The sequence below is a fragment of the Spirillospora sp. NPDC000708 genome, assembly GCF_040299565.1.
Taxonomy (GTDB): Bacteria; Actinomycetota; Actinomycetes; order Streptosporangiales; family Streptosporangiaceae; genus Spirillospora.
On the sequence record NZ_JBEPCJ010000017.1, the window covers coordinates 19,410 to 36,786 of the forward strand.

The following is a 17,377-nucleotide window of genomic DNA, read 5'->3' on the forward strand; positions in this document are numbered from 1 at the left end:
TGGGGTTCTAGACGTCCGCCTCGGACGTCTCAGAGGTCTTGGAGGTCTTCGAGGTCTCGGACGCCTCCGCGACGGCGTCCTGGCGCGTGGCCCCGGGCCCCCCGGGCCTCTCGGGCTCGCCATCGGCGGGCAGCGCCGCGTCCTCCACGGCCGCCTCGCGGCGGGCGGCGCGGGCGGCCTCCTGGCGCTCGCGGCCCGCCTGGAGCCGCGGGATGTACCAGATGCCGAACAGGCCGGTCACGATCCCCGTCACGCACACCCACAGCCACCAGCGGTCCCCGGACGGCGTCCCGGCCACCAGCAGGACGACGAGCGCGATCGCCCACGCCACGGTGCCCGCGAGGGCCACGCGGACGTCGTTGGTCCGCATGGGCGGCGGGTCCGGACGGCGCGGAGGGGTCATGGAGATCAGGTTACGCGGCGGGCGGGCGAGAGGGGCGTCACACCCGGGGCTGGGAGAAGCCCGAGGTGAAGAGGGTGATCAGCCGCTCGTAGCTGGCCTCCAGGTCCTCCGGGAGGCCGAAGCCGCCCGCCGCCTCCAGGATGGCGAAGCCGTGCACGGCGGAGCGCAGGCAGCGGGTCGCGTGGACGAGCTCCGGGCCGTCCAGGCCGTAGCCGCGCAGCACCGCGTAGAGGACGCCGAGGACGCGTTCGGCGGCGGCCTCGGCGAAACGCCCGTGCTCCGCGGACTGCTCCAGCGACGCGTAACGGCTAGGGTGCTCCACAACGTAGCCGCGGTAGGCGCGCATGATGGCCGCCACGGCGTCGTCCCGGGAGCGTCCCATGGCGGCGGTACCGAGGCGGTCGGCCAGCTCTTCGAGGATTCTCGCGGTCACCAGCTGTCGCAACTCGGCCAGGTTGCGGACATGCTTGTAGAGGGAGGGGGTCGCGACCCCGGCCCTTCCGGCGACCGCGGCGAGCGTGAGGGCGCCCGGTCCGCCGGCGTCCACGACGGCGATGGCGGCGTCCACCACCGCGTCCGGCGTCAGGCCCGCGCGCGGCATCCCGATCCTTTCTTCGACTACTTGATAGCCAAAAAGCTAATAGGGTTAGCTGCACGTGTCAAGGAGCGGGCGTGGCAGCATGGGTGACCAGCACGGGAGAACGATGACGATGACTACGCCACCGACCGGCGGCCGGACCGCCTCGCCTCCGGGGCTGGCCGAGGAGCTGCGCATCTCGATCGCGCGGCTGTCGCGCCGGCTCCGGCACCTGCGGTCGCCGGCGCCCGACGGCGGGCCGAACCCGCTGTCGCTCACCCAGTTCGCGGCGCTCGCCGCCATCGAGCGGCACGGCTCCATGACGCCCCGCGAGCTGGCCGACCACGAGAAGGTGCAGCCGCCGTCGATGACGCGCGTCATCGCCTACCTGGAGGAACGCGGGCTCGTGGTGCGCAGCCCGCACCCGACCGACGGGCGCCAGGTGGTGCTGGTGGCCACCGAGGACGGCTCGTCGCTGCTGCGCGCCGAACGGCGCCGCAAGGAGGCGTGGCTGTCCACCCGGCTCGGCGAGCTGACCGACGACGAGCGCGAGATCCTGCGCCGCGCCGCGCCGATCATCGACAGGCTCAGCCGCTCCTGATCCCGCCCTGCCGCATCCCGCCCTGCCGCATCCCGCCCCTCCCGACCCCGCTGGGCCGCCGCTCCTGACGCCGCCCCGCCGCCGGTCCCGGGCGGCCGGTTCCGGTGCCGTGAGGCGGTCCGGTTGCCGGAATAGCGGTCGCGCGATTATCGTTAGCCTTGATAATGACTTCTGCTAACGATGGACACGATGAACCGGACGGTGCCCCGGCGCGCGGGGCGCGCTCCGGGCGGGCCGGCCGCTCCGGGGCCGCGCTCCCCGTAGCGCCCCGCGCGCACCGTCGCCGTCCCGCCCCCCGTACCCCCGCCCGTTCCCCGCACGCGGCCGTCCATCCGGCGGGCCGCCCGGACGCCGCCGGGCCGCCGCCGCACGCCGAGCGCGCCGGGCTCCCGGCTGGAGCGGTCCAAACGACCGCCGGACCGCCCGCCGGCGAGGCCGACCAGGCCGCCGACCGGGCCGCCACCGAGGCCGATCAGGCGGACCAGGCCGCAGGCGCCGTCGTCGCCGCCGAGGAGACCGACGCCGTCCTCGAAGCCCCGGACACCACCCCGAACGCGGCCACGGACGCCGACAGGGCCGCCGACCGGGACGCCGAGCCGGAAGACCCCGAGGAAGCCCCGCCCGGCGGCATGTTCCGGTCCCTCCGGACCCGGAACTACCGCCTGTACGCCATGGGCCAGGTCGTCTCCAACACCGGCACCTGGATGCAGCGCGTCGCGCAGGACTGGCTCGTCCTCGACCTCGCCCACAACAACGGCACCGCGCTCGGCATCACCACCGGCCTTCAGTTCCTGCCGCTGCTGCTGTTCGGCCTGTGGGGCGGCGTGATCGCCGACCGCTACCGCAAGCGCCGCGTCCTGATGATGACGCAGGTGTCGATGGGCGCGCTCGCGCTGATCCTCGGCGTCCTCACCGTCACCGGCAACGCGCAGGTCTGGCACGTGTACCTGCTGGCGTTCGGGCTCGGCCTCGCCACCGTCGTCGACAACCCCACCCGCCAGTCGTTCGTGATCGAGATGGTCGGCAAGCGCGACCTGCCGAACGCGATCGCGCTGAACAGCGCCACCTTCAACGGCGCCCGGCTGCTCGGCCCCGCCGTCGCCGGCGTGCTGATCGCCGTCATCGGCACCGGCCCGGTGTTCCTGGTGAACGCCGCGTCGTTCGGCGCCGTCCTGCTCGGCCTGTACGCGATGCGCGAGAGCGAGCTGCACGACTCCGGCACCGTCAAGCGCGCCAAGGGGCAGCTCCGCGAGGGGCTGCGGTACGTCCGGGGGCGCCGCGACCTGGTCCTCGTCCTGGTGATGGTCGGGTTCGTCGCGACGTTCGGCATGAACTTCCAGATGACGACCGCGCTGGTCGCCAAGGAGGTCTTCCACACCGGCGCGTCCTCGTTCGGCCTCGCGTCCAGCATGCTGGCGCTCGGTGCGCTGACCGGCGCCCTGCTGGCGGCGCGGCGCTCGACCAGGCCCCGGCTCCGGCTGCTGATCCTCGCCGCGATGACGTTCGGCGTGATGGAGACCGCCGCCGGGCTCGCCCCCACGTACTGGTCGTTCCTGGTGCTGCTCGTCCCGGCCGGGATCGCGCTGATGACCTTCACCACGTCGGCGAACGCGACGATGCAGCTCGGCGTCCAGCCCGAGATGCGCGGCCGCGTGATGGGCCTCTACATGTTCGTCTTCATGGGGACCAACCCGCTCGGCGCGCCCACCGTCGGCTGGATGGCCGAGCACTTCGGGCCCCGGCTGAGCATCGTGCTCGGCGGGCTGGTCTCGATGGCCATCGCGGTCGTCGTGGCGGCGCTCGCGGCGCCGCGCGGCTCGATCAGGCCCGCGCTGGCGCGGCTGGCCCGCGTCCCGGCCGCCGGCCGCTGACGCCCCGCGCCGGCGGCGCGCCACGGGCCGCCGGCGGGGCGCCACGGCCAGCCGCCCTGCGGCGCTGTGCCAACCGGGCGCCGATGGCGCTGTGCCAACCGGCGCCGATGGCGCTGCGCAACCGCGTGACAACGGGTGCCGTCTGCTGGAAAGCTGAAGTGGTGGCTCTCCGGACGTTCCCATGAGGCTCTTCGTGGCGCTCGTACCGCCACCGGACATCCTGGACGAGCTCGAGGAGGCCGTCCTTCCGCACAAGGACGACGTCCCCGAGCTGAAGTGGATCCGGCGGGAGCTGCTCCACGTCACGCTGGCCTTCCTCGGCGAGTGCGACGACCGCACCGTCGACCGGCTCCTGCCCCGGCTGGAGCGCGCCGCCCGGCGGCACGAGCGGATGACGCTGTCCCTGGCCGGCGGCGGCGCGTTCCCGAGCAACGGCGCGCACGCCCGCGTCCTGTGGACGGGCCTGTACGGCGACCGGCGCGGCCTGGCCCGGCTCGCCGCGTCCGTCGCCGCCGCGGGACGCCGCGCGGGGACGCCGCCCGACAAGCACCGCTCGTTCCGGCCGCACATGACCCTCGCCCGGTCCCGGCAGCCGATCGACGTGCGGCCGCTGATGGAGGCGCTGTCGGCGTTCGCGACCGGCTCGTGGACGGCCGACGCCGTCCAGCTGATGTGCAGCCACCTGCCCGGCAAGCAGTACGACCAGCTGACCTACGAGCCGCTGAAGACCTGGTCGCTGCGCTACAGCTCCGGCGGCGGAGGCGCGGGCCGGTCGGCGTCCGGCGGGCCCCAGGGGACGCCGTAGCGCTCGCAGGCGCGGCGGAGCTCCTCCAGGTCGGGCGGGAACGTCACCTGCCGCAGGACGCGTCCTGAGGGCCCCCAGACGACCAGCCGCGGCAGCCGCTCGGTCGACTCGTCGATGCCGACGCCGCCGATGCGGTCCCGGGCGAGGTCCCACTCGACCCGGCCGCGCCGCGTCACGACCGCCAGCCCGGCGGACGACACGCGCAGCTGCGAGCGGTTCCGGTCGTACAGCCAGTAGCCCGCGAGGCCGACCAGCAGCCCGGCGGGCACCGACCAGCTCGCCGTGGTGCCGAACCCGCCGAGGTCGGGGCCGAGCCACACCGCGCCGATCAGCGCGACCGCCTCGCACAGCAGGACGCTCATCCCGTACGTGCCGACGCGGGAGCGGCGCGTCGCGTCCAGTAGCGCGCCGGGGGCGGTCACCGGGCTCGGCGGCTCCGGCGCCGTGAACGCGAAGTCCGGCTCGCCGGGGAGCCCGCCGGACGTCCGGAGCGGGTCCCGCGCGCCCTCCGGCGCCCCGGACCCCTCAGGCGCCCCGGACCCGTCAGGCCCCTCGGACCCGTCGGACGCCGCGCCCGGCGCGGACAGCGGCGCCGTCGCGCGGGTCTCCGGCTCCGGCGCCGCCAGCGTCGACATCGCCGAATGGAACGCGGCGCTGAGATAGGCGTCGTACTCCGCGTCGTTCACCGGCAGGCCCGCCTTCCGGGCCGACTCGCGCAGGTCCGTGCGGGAGATCCGCAGCGCCGACAGCGGCGCGGCGAAGAACTCGTCGCCGTCGGCGTCGTACAGCCGCACCCACGCGTGCCCGGCGATCGTCAGCAGCTCGATGCCGCCGATCCGGTCCTCCGGCATCTTCAGCACCACGTCGCCGGCCGCGTCCGCCCAGCCGAGCCCGCCGTCCGCGACGACCAGCCGGCCGCCCGGGACCTGCGCGAAGATGTCCGGCAGCCCCTCCAGCCCGTACTCGGGACGGCGCGGCGGCCGCGCCCCCGGCGTGATCACGTGGTAGCCGTGGTCGTCGAGCGCGTGCGCGAGCTGGAAGCCGTCCAGGCCGTGCGCGGGCAGCCGCGCGACCAGCTCCAGCCGGTGCCCGAACGCCAGCGCCGCGAGCTCCGCGCGGCGCGGCTCGCCGCTCAGCGGGTCCAGCCGCAGCCCCGGCCCCACCACGACCGCCGCGACCTTCCCGGACGGCAGGTCCTGCAGCTGGCGGCGGCCCGGCCGGGCCCGCACCAGCAGCCGCTCCGCCGTGATCGTCCAGTGCACCCGGGCGGCGCGCAGCAGCCGCCGCCGCGCCGCCAGCACCCCGGTGATCGCGGCGAGCGCCCAGCATCCCGCGGCCAGCCGCGCCTCGAACCCGCCCGCGCCCTGCACCGCGATCCGCACGATCATGATCGCGCCGAGCACGCCGGTGAGCGTGCCGAGCAGCGCGACGCGGCGCCGCCCCGGCAGCGGGTCCGGCGTGTCGAGCCGGAGCTCGCCGCGCTCCGGCGCCGCGCCGCCCGCCCCGTCCTTCGGACGCGGCGGCTCGTGCACGGCCGCGAGCAGCGCCGCCTCCTGGTCCAGCAGCCGCTTCTCCGCGGCGTGGTCGCGCGGCAGCGGCCCGGGCGCCGAGAATCCGGGACCGGGCACGTCCCCGTCCGGCCCCTGGTGCCGCAGCGCCTCGTCCAGCGCGGGATCGAGCAGGTCGCTCGCCTCGCCGTCCAGCACGTGCATCGGGATGCCGAGCCGGCGCGCCGTCACGAACAGCGCCAGCGGCTCCAGCCCCATCGCCGTCAGCCCGCCGACCGCGGTCCGCCCGAACCGGTGGAAGACTGTCAGCATGCCGTCGCCGGTCGTGATCGCGAGCCCGTCGATGCGGTCCCGCTCGTAGCGGACCATCACCAGCCCGCCCTTGCCGATCCGCTCCAGCCCCGCCGCCGACAGCCGCCAGTACGGCCGGGGCCGCCGGCGGCGCGCCTCCGGCGCCGCGCCGAGCAGCCACGGGAACGCCGACACCGCCGCGATCAGCAGCGCCCACAGCCACACGGGCCGGATCGGCAGCAGCGCCAGCGCGACCGCCAGCAGCGCGAACGGCCCCGCCGCCACCGGCCGCCACCGTCCCCCGGCCCCCGAGAGCCCGACGAGCTCGGTGCTCATTGGATTGCCCTCGGCGGTCGGGCCTTGGAGGCCCTCCCTTCCACGGGCAATGCGGCGATCGCTGCATCGCTTCGACTCGCCCTGGGGGCTCGCTGCGCGATCAAGTTCTCGCAAGCTCGAACTTGGCTTCGCACGCGATCGCAACGCTCGGGTCCGCGCGGGCCGGGCTTCGGGCCGTGGCCGGGCTTCGGGCCGTGGTGGGGGGTCGGGCCGTGGCGGGGGTTCGGGCCGCCGGCGGCGGTCGCCGGCGGCGGTCCGGTCGGGGGCTTCCGGGGCGTGTCACCCTGCGGCATGCGGCGCCCTCCTTCGGCGGGCAACGGGGCGAACGTGGGGGACGCTTCGGCTCGCTTCGCGATGGGATTCTCGCAAGCGCGGCGCCGGGTTCGCAGAGGTTCGGGGGTTCGCGGAGCAGACCGTGGCCGGACGGTCAGGTCGCGGCCGGCCGCCCGCGCCGCACCGGTCGCGGAGGTCGCACGGGTCATCCGCGTCTCCGGAACAGTCCGTAGCCGACGGCGGCGGCGATGGCGAGGGCGACGAAGAGCCCGGTCCGGACGCCGCCGGCGTCGCGGTGGCCCTGGTCGGCGTCGTCCTTCGCCGCCTTCTTCGCGGTCTTCGCGGAGGCCGACGGTGAGGCGCCGGCCTTGTCCGCGCCCGGCACCGGGACCTTGTAGACGGGCTGCTTGACGCCTTCGGAACCGGCCAGGAAGTACCTGCCGTCGGGCGTGTAGGTGATCGACTCGCCCTGCGGCTGGAACGGCAGCGACACCGAGCCGAGCGACTTGCCGGGGCGGCCGTCCGGCGTCACGTCGTACATGCGGGCGCCGAAGTAGGTGCGGATGACGCAGGTGCTGCCATCGGGGGCGAACGCCCCGTCCGTCGCGATCGCGGGCGCGTTGCCGATCTTGTGCATGACGTTGTAGCCGGACGTGCGCAGGTGCTTCGGCGCCTCGTAGATCGCGCCGCCGAACAGCTTGCTGGCGATGTAGAGCCGGTTCGTGCGCGGGTTGACCATGAGGGTCTCGGCGTTGCGCGGCCCGTCCGCGTACTTGATCCTGAACGCGGTGGCGCGGATCGTCTGGCTGCGCACCTGCGCGGGCTCGGGGATCCGGTAGACGGTGACGTACGGCCAGGCGCCGCCGAGGTTGTCGCCGATGTCGCCCATGTAGATCGCGGGGCGGCCCTTCTCGTCCTTGCCGAGCGCCATCGCCTCCCAGTCGCGCGCCGTCGCGCCGCCCAGCGTCAGCACGGCCCGCACCCGCCCGTCCGGGCCCAGCGCGTAGATCTTGGGGACGCCGCCGGAGTCGTTGTGGGTGTAGACGATGCCGGGGTGGACCGTGCTCGCCGCGAGCCCGCTGGACTCGGTGATCCGCGGGTCGCCGATCGTGAAGGCCGTGGTGCCGCCGGACGCCGTCGCGGCCGCGGCGGGCGGGGCCCAGCAGGCGGCGGAGGCGGCGCCGAGGGCGAGTGCGGCGGTGGCGCCGAGCAGGGCACGCGGGGCCGACGGACGCACTGACATCTCGTGATCAACCCCGTTCCCCCGCCCGGTCGATCATACGACGCGCCCCGCGAGCCGGGAGTGCCCCGGCGGTCAACGCAGCAGTGCTCCGATGACCACGGCCAGGATCAGCGCGGTCAGCACGGTGGGGAGCAGCCATTGGGGCGCGCGGTTCACGCATTGAGCTTATGCGGCGCCGTGCGCGGCGCGAACCGGACGGCGATGATCTGCATCTCATCTGGCATGTGCGGTTTGTTCGGGCTGGTGCGCTCGCCCTTCGCCGACGACCCGGGACGGGCGTCGGACGTGTTCGTGACCTTGGGCTCGCTCGCGGAGGAGCGCGGCACGGACTCGGCGGGGGTGGCGCTGCTCGGGGGCTGGCCGGGCCTCGGGCACGCCGGGTGCCGGGTGGTGAAGGGCCGCGGCCGGTTCTCCGCCGTCTGGCGCACCGAGCTGCTCGCCGAGCTGGACCGGGCGCCGGTCGCGATGGGCCACACCCGCTGGGCGACGCAGGGGTCCCCGGCGGACGCGGCGAACGCCGCCCCGATGCTGGTCGCCGGGCCGGGACCGAAGTCCGCGGGCATCGTCGGGACGCACAACGGCGACGTCGACGCCGGGGCGCTGCGGGCCCGGTTCGGGCCGCCCGCCCCGTCCGGCGGGACCGACAGCGAGGCGATCCTCCAGGTGCTCGCCGGGCGGGGCGGGTCGTCCGGGGTCACCGAGGTCCTGGAGGCGCTCGTCGGACGGGCCGCGCTCGCGTGGGTGGACCGCGACCGTCCGACCCAGGTGCACCTGGCGCGGGCCGCGCTGAGCCCGCTCGCCGTCGCCGTGGACTCCGAGCAGAACATCTACTGGGCGTCGAACCCGCGCTGGTTCCGGGTGGTGCAGCGGTACACGCGGGTCCGGTTCGCGACGATCGTCATGCTCCGCGAGGGCACCTACATGCGGGTCGGCACCGAGCGCGCGCCCGGGCGCCGCGACCGGCCGCAGGTGCTGGCCGCGGCCTCGTTCGTCCCGACGGCGCGGCCCGCGGACCACGACGACCGGGTCTGGACGGGCTTCACCGAGGCCGACCGCGCCCGCGACCGCGCCACCCTCCGGCACCGCCTGGTCACCCCGGACTCCCCGGCCCTGACCCCCGTCGCCTGACCCCGGAGCCGAAGCCCCAGGGTCAAGCGACCTCGGCCGACGGCCCGGCCACGCGGCGACCTGAGCCGTCGCGATCGCGTGCGAAGCCGGATTCGAGCTTGCGAGAATCCGATCGCGCAGCGAGCCCCCAGGGCGAGTCGGAGCGATGCTGCGATCGCACGCATTGCCCGCCGAAGGGAGGGCCCCCAGGGCCCGACCGCCAAGGGCAATGCAATTAGGACAGGCGTTCCACCACGTAGTCGATGCACGCGGTGAGGGCTTCGACGTCGGACGGGTCGATCGCCGGGAACATGCCGATCCGCAGCTGGTTGCGGCCGAGCTTGCGGTACGGCTCGGTGTCGACGATCCCGTTGGCGCGCAGCACCTTGGCGACGGCCGCCGCGTCGACGTCGTCGTTGAAGTCGATCGTGCCGACGACCTGCGAGCGCTGCTCGGGGTCGGTCACGAACGGCGTCGTGTACGAGGTCTTCTCGGCCCAGGTGTACAGGCGCTGCGAGGAGTCGGCGGTGCGGGACGTCGTCCAGTCCAGGCCGCCCTGCCCGTTCATCCACTCGATCTGCTCGGCGAGCAGGATCAGCGTGGCGACGGCCGGGGTGTTGTAGGTCTGGTCCTTGGACGAGTTGTCCCGGACGGTCTTCAGGTTGAAGAACTCCGGCACGTAGCGGTCGGACGAGGCGATCTCGTCGATCCGCTCCAGCGCGGCGGGCGAGGCGAGCGCGACCCACAGGCCGCCGTCGGCGGCGAAGCACTTCTGCGGCGCGAAGTAGTAGACGTCGGTCTCGGTGACGTCGACGGGCAGGCCGCCGGCGCCGGACGTGGCGTCCACCAGGACGAGGCCGTCGCGCGCGGTGGTGCCGGCGGGACGCTTGATCGGCATGGCGACGCCGGTCGAGGTCTCGTTGTGGGTGAGCGCGTAGACGTCGACGTCCTCCTCGGCGGACGCCTCCGGGTGCTGGCCGGCCGGGCTCTCGATGACCGTCGGGTTCCCCAGCCAAGGCGCGCCCGTGGTGACCTTGGCGAACTTGCTGGAGAACTCACCGAACGTCAGGTGCTGCGACCGCTGCCGGACGAGACCGAACGCGGCGGCGTCCCAGAACGCGGTGGTGCCGCCGTTGCTGAGCAGGACCTCGTAGCCCTCGGGGAGGGAGAACAGCTGCGCCAGGCCCTCGCGGACCCGGCCGACGAGGGACTTGACCGGCTTCTGCCGGTGGGAGGTGCCCATGTACGTCGAGCCGGACTCGGCGAGCGCGGCGAGCTGCTCGGGACGGACCTTGGACGGACCGCATCCGAAGCGGCCGTCGGCGGGCTTGATGTCGGCGGGAATGGCTATGGCTGGATTCGCGCTTTCGGTCACTCGCAGAAGGCTACTTGGTGCGGTGTACGACCCAGGTAAGCAGGGCCACCAGCATCACTCCGCAGACAGCCGCGACGACCCCCGGCGGATAGATCCAGTCGCGGCCGTGGGCGTGGTCGTCCACGGCGGCGCGGACGGCGTCGTAGGTGAGGAACGCGAGCAGCGCGGCGCCGAGGACGGCGGCGACGCGGCCGGAGACGGCGTTGGTGTGGCGGCGGCGTTCCTCGCGTTCCGCCGCGTACCGGCGCATCTCGTCGGCCGGGTCGGGCTCCGGCTCGGCGGGGCGGACGGCGCGGGCGGCGGGTCCGATGTCGCCTTCCAGCGGCTCGTCCGGGTCCTCGGTCATGGTGCCCATGATGGCAAACGGGTCCCGGTGCGCGGTACGCCGCAGGTCGGGGACCGTGGCCGAATTACCACGAACGTCGGGTGTATCTCGGAAATTTTCGATCCATTTCGCTATACACGACGTCCAATGACTCGAGGGCGCGCGCGGGAGGCGCGTGCCGAGAAGAGGAGCCGCCGGGGGACGAGGGCGAGAGCGAGGGGTTTCCCATGCCGGGCGACGGCGACCGGATCCTGTCGGAGGATCGGCTGCGCGGAGTGCTCGACCTGTTCGAACGGCTGCGCGAGCGGCCGCCGTGGCGCTGGCGGGAGCGGCTGCGGCCGCTGCTCCTGCTGCTCGGCCCGGCGGGGCCCGCCGCGCACGTCGCGGAGATGTTCAAGAACCGGTGCGAGCAGGAGCGCGCGCCCGTCTCGCACATCGCGGCCGACACCCCCGCCACGGACGTCGCGGGCGTGCTGCGCGAGGCGAAGCGGGAGCTGTCGCAGCCGAGCAGCCGGGCCCGCGGGGAGCCGGCGCTGCGGTTCCCGCTGCTGGAGATGGCGCTGTGGCTGCGGGACCTGCGGGAGATCCGGCTGGCCGGCGACCAGTCGCCGCCCCGGTACGCCTCCCCGTCGGAGCGGGAGAACTTCCAGCTCGTCCGGCGGCTCACGCACCCGCCCGTCGGCGACAACGAGAACGCGCGGCGCCGCGAGCTGAACCGGGTGATCCGGCGGCGGGGCCGGGACGTCCTGCGCGACCTGGAGGAGCCGCGCAGCCGCACCGCGACGTTCCTGTCGTTCCTGGAGCAGATCGCGCCGATCGGCGTCGCGGTCGTCGCGCTGATCAGCGCCGGGACCGCCGCCGCGCTGGACCTGGCGTCCGCGGTGCTGGCGGCCGTGGTCGGGCTGGCGTTCGTGACGGTGCAGATCGTCGCGCGGACGCGCGGCTGGTACGGGGTGCGGCGGTTCGGCTGGTTCGTCGGGCAGCCGTACCTGCAGCGCGACTCCACCGGCTTCCTCGGCTTCGCCCTCAACGTGTTCGACCCGCGGCCCGTCGAGCCGGACGACCACGCCGAGCAGCTCGACCTGCTGCTGGTCGCGGCGTTCCTGGAGGACCTGCGGCGCAACTACCGGCGCGACTACCGGCGGGCGGCGTGGGCGCGGGTCCGCTATCCGGTGCTGATCTTCGAGCATCTGGCGCCCGGGCATCCCGGCGTGCGGGTGATCGAGTCCATCGAGCACGTCCGCGCCGACGGCGGCGCCGGCGCGGCGCCGCCCGGCTTCGATCCGCTGGTCGTCACCGCGGGCGTCGACCCGGCCACCCCCGCCGAGGACGGCCCTTCCGCAGCGGCCGGGCCCCGGCTGGTGGACCGGCTCGCGCAGGCGGTCCGCGTCGACCTGTGGTCGGGGGAGCCGCAGAGCGTGTTCGCGGCGCGCGCGCTGTGGGACCGGTACTGGCGCGAGCAGCGGCGCGTGGGCGTCCTCGGGTCGCGCAGGGAACTGCGCGTCGACATCACCCGCGACCCCGGCGGCGACATCCCGCCCGTCCGGCCGGTGCGGCGGCGGCCGCGGCTGACGCATCCGGCGCTGCCGTGGATCGCGATGGTCGCGGTCGCCGCCGCGTCGATCACCGTCATCTCCGTCCAGGTCGACCGGTACTGCTCGCCGTTCGGCATCAAGCGGACGGCGTCCGGCGAGTGCGTCGGGATCACCGACGGGTCGTTCAAGTTCGGCGAGGCCAGCGACGGCGAGAACAACGACAACCGGCTGTCGTCGGTGCTCGGGCGGCTGAAGAGGCAGAACGACGCGGTGGCGCGGTCCGGCAAGCCGCACGCGACGATCGTCTACCTCGGCCCGATCACCGCCGACCCCGCCATCCAGAACCGGCAGCTCGACCTGCTCGCCGGCGCCGAGGGCGAGCTGGTCGGCCTGGCGATGGCGCAGGAGGAGTTCAACGCGGCCAGCCAGAGCCTGCGGATGCGGGTGCTCGTCGCGAACGCGGGCGCCCGGTTCCAGCACGCCCGGCAGGTCGCCGGGCAGATCCGCGACCTGGCGCTGAAGGACCGGTCCGTCGTCGCGGTCGTCGGGTTCGAGCAGAGCCGGGCCGAGACCCAGGACGCGATCAAGGTGCTGTCGACGGCCGCGCTGCCGATGGTCGGCACCGCCAACAGCTACAACGAGACGGGGATGCTCGGCCACGACGCGGGCTTCTCCCCGTACTACTTCCGCCTCGCGCCGCCCAACCGGCGGCTGGCGCAGCACGCCGCCTACTGGGCGAGCCGCGGGCGGGTCGGGGGCGAGCGGGCCCGCACCGTGGACGTCATCTACAACGCCGACCCCCACGACCTGTACAGCAGGGACCTGGCCGCGTCCTTCAAGAGCGCCTTCACCGGATACGTGAAGGGCGGGCGGGTCGTCGTCCGCGACTACGACAGCCCGGGGAACCTCGGCAAGACCGTCCACGAGCTGTGCCGGAAGCCGCCGGACCTGTTCTACTACGCGGGCCGCTCGGACGAGTTCCGCACCTTCACCGACGTCCTCCAGCACACCTGCCCCAGCGGGCAGCTCGTCCTGGCCGACGACGAGATCGCCAAGTACGTCAGCGACAACGCGCCGCAGATCGGCCGGGTCGCCACGTTCCGGCTGTTCTACATGCCGCTCGCCGCGCACGAGGCGTGGACGAGCGCGTGGGTCGGCGACCGCCGGAACGTGTTCTTCAACGCCTATCCCGGCGCCGTCGACTCGATCATCGGGAAGAACGCGCCCCGCGACCTGCGGCCGTCGGAGACCCGCGCCGCCGTCAGCTACGACGCCGCCTCGATGATCGGGTTCGTGGCGGGCCAGGTCTTCACCGCGCAGGCGGCGCCGCCGACCGCGGGCGGCGTGTTCGCGGCGCTGGACGACCCGGGCGACGGCCCGCTGTGGAACGGGGCGAGCGGCGTCCTCGCGTTCACCGGCCGCGCCGACGGCCACGTGGTGCCGGACAAGCCCGTGCTGCTCGCCACCGTCCGCCCGGACGGCGCCGTCGAGGTCGAGGAGGTCTGCGGGCGGCTCGTCACCGGCCACCAGGCCCGCGCGGACTGCCCGGCGGGCGACGGCGCGCCGTCCGAGCCGTCCCGCTGAGGGCGCGAAGCCCGCCGAGGGCGCATGAGCCCGCACGAGCCCGCCGAGGGCGCACGAAGGCCCCCGGTTCCGTGTGAACCGGGGGCCTCAGGCGCGTTCAGCGGGGGGGAGGGGGGAACCGGCGCGTCAGCCGGCCGTGCGATCAAGCACCGCGCTTGAGGACCTCCGCCGCTCCGGCGACGTCGTCGATCGACCGGGTGCCCGGCCCGACGTACCGGGCGCTCGGCCGGACGAGGCGGCCGGTGCGCTTCTGCTCCAGGATGTGCGCGGCCCACCCGGCGGTCCGGCCGCAGGTGAACATCGCGGGCATCATCGCGGTCGGGACCTCGGCGAAGTCCAGGATGACCGCGGCCCAGAACTCCACGTTCGTCTCGATCGGGCGGTCGGGGCGGCGCTCGCGCAGCTCGGCGAGGGCGGCGTCCTCCAGGGCCTTCGCGGCCTCGAAGCGCGGCGCGTCCAGCTCCTTGGCGGTGCGGCGCAGCACCCGGGCGCGCGGGTCCTCGGCGCGGTACACGCGGTGGCCGAAGCCCATCAGCCGGTCGCCGGAGTCGAGGATGTCGGTGACGACCTTGCGGGCGTCGCCGAGCTGCTCGACCTTCTCGATCATCGGCAGGACGCGGGCCGGGGCGCCGCCGTGCAGCGGGCCCGACATGGCGCCGATCGCGCCGGAGATGCTCGCCGCCACGTCGGCGCCGGTGGAGGCGATGACGCGGGCGGTGAAGGTGGAGGCGTTCATGCCGTGCTCGGCGGCGGAGACCCAGTACGCGTCGATGGCCCGGACGTGCTTCGGGTCGGGCTCACCGCGCCAGCGGACCATGAACCGCTCGGTGATGGTCGAGGCCTCGTCGATCCGGCTCTGCGGCACCATCGGGACGCCGATGCCGCGCGCCGACTGGGCGACGAACGACAGCGCGGTCACCGACACCCGGGCGAGGTCGGCGCGGGCCTGCTCGTCGGAGATGTCGAGCAGCGGCCTCATCCCGTAGGCGGGGGCGAGGGTGGGGAGCGCGCTCTGCACGTCCACCCGGACGTCGCCGGAGGTGACCGGCAGGACGTGCGGGTCGGCGGGGGCCAGCCCCGGGTCGAAGCTGTCGTCGACCAGGAGTCCCCAGGCGTCGCCGAAGGAGACGCGGCCGACGAGCTCCTCGATGTCGACGCCCCGGTAGCGGAGGGCGCCGCCCTCCTTGTCCGGTTCGGCGATCTCGGTCTCGAAGGCGACGACCCCCTCAAGACCGGGTTTGAAGTCGGACATGTCGTCCTGCCTTTCGTCCCCAACTGTTGATAAGGCGGTGTCGTGCCATTGAACCCTGTCCGCCTTACCGCCCAGTACCCAGGTCCATGTGAGATGCACAATCCCCAGGTGAGAGGCTCGGACGCTGTGGATTCCCCAACACCCGACCCCGCACGGCTCCGCAGGTCCTACGAGGGCGGCGAGCTGGCGGAGGCGGCCCTCCCCGCCGATCCGCTCGCGCTGTTCGCCGCGTGGTTCGCCGACGTGCACGCCGCCGGGCTCCCGGAACCGAACGCGATGGTGCTGGCCACGGCGTCCGCGGACGGCGTCCCGAGCGCCCGGACGGTGCTGCTGAAGGGGTACGGGCCGCACGGCTTCCGCTTCTTCACCAACCTCACCTCCGCCAAGGGCCGCGACCTGGCGGAGAACCCGCGCGCGGCGCTCGTCTTCCCGTGGCACGCGATGCACCGGCAGGTGCGCGTCGCCGGTCCGGTCTTCGCCCTGTCCCCGGACGAGTCGGAGGCGTACTTCCGGACCCGGCCCTACGGGTCGCGGATCGGCGCGTGGGCGAGCGAGCACCAGTCCGGGGTGATCGCGGACCGGTCGGTGCTGGAGCGGCGGTTCGCCGAACTCGCCGAGCGGTGGCCGGATCCGGCCACCGCGCCGGGCGGCGACGCGGTCGCGGAGGGGGACGCGGTGCCGCTGCCGGACTTCTGGGGCGGGTTCCGGGTCGTCCCGGAGAGCATCGAGTTCTGGCAGGGGAGGCGCGACCGGCTGCACGACCGCATCCGGTACCGGCGGACGGCGCTGGACGATCAGGGCCGCCCCCTGGACGCGGACCCGGACGCGGCCGGGAGGTGGGTGACGGAGAGACTGTCTCCGTGACATCGGAACAGCAGCCACCCCCCGCCTACGCTCCTGACATCCCGGGGGAGGGAGCCGCGGACGCCCCCGACGCGTCCGCCGACGAGCCCGAGAGCCGACCCGAGGAACCGGAGGAACCCGAGGAACCGGAGGAACCCGGAGAGCCGCGAGCCGGCTCCCCGTCGGGGAGGCGCGGCCGCGGCATGGTCCGGCGGCTCGCGATCGACACCCGCCCCCTCGGCCACCCCCCGTACCGGCGGCTGTGGCTCGGGCAGGGCGTGTCGTTCGTCGGCTTCCAGGTCACGGCGGTGGCGGTGCCGGTCCAGGTCTACGACATGACCGGGTCGTCGTTCTGGGTCGGCGTGCTCGGGCTCGTCAACCTCGTCCCGCTGATCGTGTTCGGGCTGTGGGGCGGCGCGGTCGCCGACCACATGGACCGGCGCAAGCTGCTGTTCTCCTCGTCCTGCGTGATGTGGGGCGCCACGCTGCTGCTGCTCGCCCAGGCGCTGCTGCACCTGGACAGCCTCCTGCTGATCATGGTGGTGGTGGCGGTGCAGGCGACCGGGTTCGCGGTGTCGTCGCCGACCCGCAGCGCGATCATCCCGCGGCTGGTGGACAAGTCCCTCGTCCCGGCCGCCAACACGCTGAACTTCACCGCCAGCCAGGTCGGGATGCTCGCCGGACCGCTGTTCGCCGGCGTGATCCTCGCCCGCTGGAGCTACGGCGCCGCCTACGGGATGGACGCGGTGCTGTTCACCGTCGGGCTGTGGGCGGCGCTGCGGCTGCCGTCGATCCCGCCGCTCGGCGAGGTCGCCGGCACGCCCGGGCTGCGGTCGGTGATCGACGGGCTGCGCTACCTCGGCACCCAGCCGGTGCTGCTGATGTCGTTCGTCGTCGACATCATCGCGATGGGCGTCGCGATGCCGCGCGCGCTGTTCCCCGAACTGGCCGAGACCCGGTTCGGCGGCGAGGGCGCGGTCGGCTACCTGTTCGCCGCGATCGCGGTCGGCGCGTTCCTCGGCGGGCTGATCTCCGGCTGGATCGGCCGCGTGCACCGGCAGGGGATCGCGCTGGTGGCGTCGATCGTGGTGTGGGGCCTCGCCGTGGCCGCCGCGGGCCTGGCGCACCAGCTGTGGCTGGCGGTGCTGCTACTCGCCGTCGGCGGCGGCGCCGACCTGGTGTCGTCGGTGTTCCGCCAGACGATGCTCCAGACGTACGCGCCCGACGAGATGCGCGGCCGCCTTCAGGGCGTGTTCACCGTCGTCGTCGCGGGCGGTCCCCGGCTCGGCGACGTGCGGGCGGGCGCGGTCGCGAGCGTCGCCGGCGCCACCGCGTCCTGGGTGGGCGGCGGCATCGCCTGCGCCGTCCTGGTGGTCGCGGTCGCCCTGCTCGTCCCCGCGCTCCTCCGCTACGACACCCGCACCGCCCAAGCCGAGCCGACCTGAGGC

At 74.4% G+C, this 17,377-nt stretch carries 14 protein-coding genes; 7 read left to right on the top strand and 7 right to left on the bottom strand.

Annotation, left to right across the window (positions count from 1 at the left end):
• Nucleotides 1-7: 7 nt before the first annotated feature.
• Both ABT299_RS14810 and ABT299_RS14815 read right to left on the bottom strand, forming a co-directional pair.
• Nucleotides 8-403, bottom strand: coding sequence for a DUF2530 domain-containing protein (locus ABT299_RS14810; RefSeq protein WP_500251088.1), 396 nt, complete (start codon nt 401-403; stop codon nt 8-10).
• A 37-nt stretch (nt 404-440) separates the two neighbouring features.
• Entirely contained in the window at nt 441-1,004 is a 564-nt protein-coding gene (locus ABT299_RS14815; protein ID WP_190868485.1) for a TetR-like C-terminal domain-containing protein, read from the bottom strand.
• A 109-nt stretch (nt 1,005-1,113) separates the two neighbouring features.
• Here ABT299_RS14815 and ABT299_RS14820 point away from each other — a divergent pair, with 109 nt between their 5' ends.
• The 3 genes from ABT299_RS14820 to thpR all read left to right on the top strand — a co-directional run bounded on the left by ABT299_RS14820 (nt 1,114) and on the right by thpR (nt 4,257).
• Nucleotides 1,114-1,581: a MarR family winged helix-turn-helix transcriptional regulator gene (locus tag ABT299_RS14820; protein ID WP_500251089.1), complete on the top strand. Its 468-nt coding sequence runs from the start codon at nt 1,114-1,116 to the stop codon at nt 1,579-1,581.
• Nucleotides 1,582-2,210: 629 nt separating this feature from the next.
• A complete protein-coding gene (locus ABT299_RS14825; protein ID WP_190868497.1) occupies nt 2,211-3,452 on the top strand; it encodes an MFS transporter in 1,242 nt (413 codons plus the stop codon).
• Between the two features lie 181 nt (nt 3,453-3,633).
• Nucleotides 3,634-4,257, top strand: coding sequence for an RNA 2',3'-cyclic phosphodiesterase (thpR, locus tag ABT299_RS14830; protein WP_190860288.1), 624 nt, complete (start codon nt 3,634-3,636; stop codon nt 4,255-4,257).
• Here thpR and ABT299_RS14835 read toward each other — a convergent pair.
• The gene (locus tag ABT299_RS14835) at nt 4,194-6,392 is read right to left on the bottom strand and encodes a hypothetical protein (protein ID WP_500251090.1); all 2,199 of its coding nucleotides are present in this window, start codon (nt 6,390-6,392) and stop codon (nt 4,194-4,196) included. The genes thpR and ABT299_RS14835 overlap by 64 nt on opposite strands.
• 478 nt (nt 6,393-6,870) lie before the next feature.
• Nucleotides 6,871-7,908, bottom strand: a complete 1,038-nt coding sequence (locus ABT299_RS14840) for a hypothetical protein (RefSeq protein WP_387027518.1) — start codon at nt 7,906-7,908, stop codon at nt 6,871-6,873.
• Nucleotides 7,909-8,130: 222 nt separating this feature from the next.
• Here ABT299_RS14840 and ABT299_RS14845 point away from each other — a divergent pair, with 222 nt between their 5' ends.
• Nucleotides 8,131-9,036, top strand: coding sequence for a class II glutamine amidotransferase (locus tag ABT299_RS14845; RefSeq protein ID WP_500251091.1), 906 nt, complete (start codon nt 8,131-8,133; stop codon nt 9,034-9,036).
• Nucleotides 9,037-9,250: 214 nt separating this feature from the next.
• On the opposite strand, the gene serC is transcribed toward ABT299_RS14845, so the two are convergent.
• Together serC and ABT299_RS14855 are read right to left on the bottom strand one after the other, a co-directional pair.
• Nucleotides 9,251-10,390 carry a phosphoserine transaminase gene (serC, locus tag ABT299_RS14850; RefSeq protein ID WP_387027521.1) on the bottom strand — a complete coding sequence of 380 codons (1,140 nt, stop codon included), beginning with the start codon at nt 10,388-10,390 and terminating at the stop codon, nt 9,251-9,253.
• Nucleotides 10,391-10,400: 10 nt separating this feature from the next.
• Nucleotides 10,401-10,736 (bottom strand): hypothetical protein, encoded by a 336-nt coding sequence (locus ABT299_RS14855; protein WP_500251092.1) that lies wholly within the window; start codon nt 10,734-10,736, stop codon nt 10,401-10,403.
• Between the two features lie 206 nt (nt 10,737-10,942).
• On the opposite strand from ABT299_RS14855, the gene ABT299_RS14860 reads away from it, so the two are divergent.
• On the top strand, nt 10,943-13,834 hold the full coding sequence (locus ABT299_RS14860) for an ABC transporter substrate-binding protein (protein ID WP_500251093.1): 2,892 nt from the start codon (nt 10,943-10,945) through the stop codon (nt 13,832-13,834).
• A 142-nt stretch (nt 13,835-13,976) separates the two neighbouring features.
• On the opposite strand, the gene ABT299_RS14865 is transcribed toward ABT299_RS14860, so the two are convergent.
• Nucleotides 13,977-15,086 carry a citrate synthase 2 gene (locus ABT299_RS14865; RefSeq protein ID WP_190860304.1) on the bottom strand — a complete coding sequence of 370 codons (1,110 nt, stop codon included), beginning with the start codon at nt 15,084-15,086 and terminating at the stop codon, nt 13,977-13,979.
• A gap of 126 nt (nt 15,087-15,212) precedes the next feature.
• Here ABT299_RS14865 and pdxH point away from each other — a divergent pair, with 126 nt between their 5' ends.
• Together pdxH and ABT299_RS14875 are read left to right on the top strand one after the other, a co-directional pair.
• On the top strand, nt 15,213-15,950 hold the full coding sequence (gene pdxH, locus ABT299_RS14870) for a pyridoxamine 5'-phosphate oxidase (protein WP_347256842.1): 738 nt from the start codon (nt 15,213-15,215) through the stop codon (nt 15,948-15,950).
• Nucleotides 15,947-17,374, top strand: a complete 1,428-nt coding sequence (locus ABT299_RS14875; protein ID WP_500251094.1) for an MFS transporter — start codon at nt 15,947-15,949, stop codon at nt 17,372-17,374. Before pdxH ends, ABT299_RS14875 begins: the two co-directional genes overlap by 4 nt.
• Nucleotides 17,375-17,377 lie beyond the last annotated feature (3 nt).

Excerpts from the sequence above, each read along its gene's own strand:
- ABT299_RS14820 (WP_500251089.1), top strand. The coding sequence starts at position 1,114 with ATGACTACGCCACCGACCGGCGGCCGGACCGCCTCGCCTCCGGGGCTG.
- ABT299_RS14855 (WP_500251092.1), bottom strand. The coding sequence starts at position 10,736 with ATGACCGAGGACCCGGACGAGCCGCTGGAAGGCGACATCGGACCCGCC.
- thpR (WP_190860288.1), top strand. The coding sequence starts at position 3,634 with ATGAGGCTCTTCGTGGCGCTCGTACCGCCACCGGACATCCTGGACGAG.
- ABT299_RS14860 (WP_500251093.1), top strand. The coding sequence starts at position 10,943 with ATGCCGGGCGACGGCGACCGGATCCTGTCGGAGGATCGGCTGCGCGGA.
- ABT299_RS14865 (WP_190860304.1), bottom strand. The coding sequence starts at position 15,086 with ATGTCCGACTTCAAACCCGGTCTTGAGGGGGTCGTCGCCTTCGAGACC.
- ABT299_RS14810 (WP_500251088.1), bottom strand. The coding sequence starts at position 403 with ATGACCCCTCCGCGCCGTCCGGACCCGCCGCCCATGCGGACCAACGAC.
- ABT299_RS14825 (WP_190868497.1), top strand. The coding sequence starts at position 2,211 with ATGTTCCGGTCCCTCCGGACCCGGAACTACCGCCTGTACGCCATGGGC.
- ABT299_RS14840 (WP_387027518.1), bottom strand. The coding sequence starts at position 7,908 with ATGTCAGTGCGTCCGTCGGCCCCGCGTGCCCTGCTCGGCGCCACCGCC.
- ABT299_RS14845 (WP_500251091.1), top strand. The coding sequence starts at position 8,131 with ATGTGCGGTTTGTTCGGGCTGGTGCGCTCGCCCTTCGCCGACGACCCG.
- ABT299_RS14835 (WP_500251090.1), bottom strand. The coding sequence starts at position 6,392 with ATGAGCACCGAGCTCGTCGGGCTCTCGGGGGCCGGGGGACGGTGGCGG.
- ABT299_RS14815 (WP_190868485.1), bottom strand. The coding sequence starts at position 1,004 with ATGCCGCGCGCGGGCCTGACGCCGGACGCGGTGGTGGACGCCGCCATC.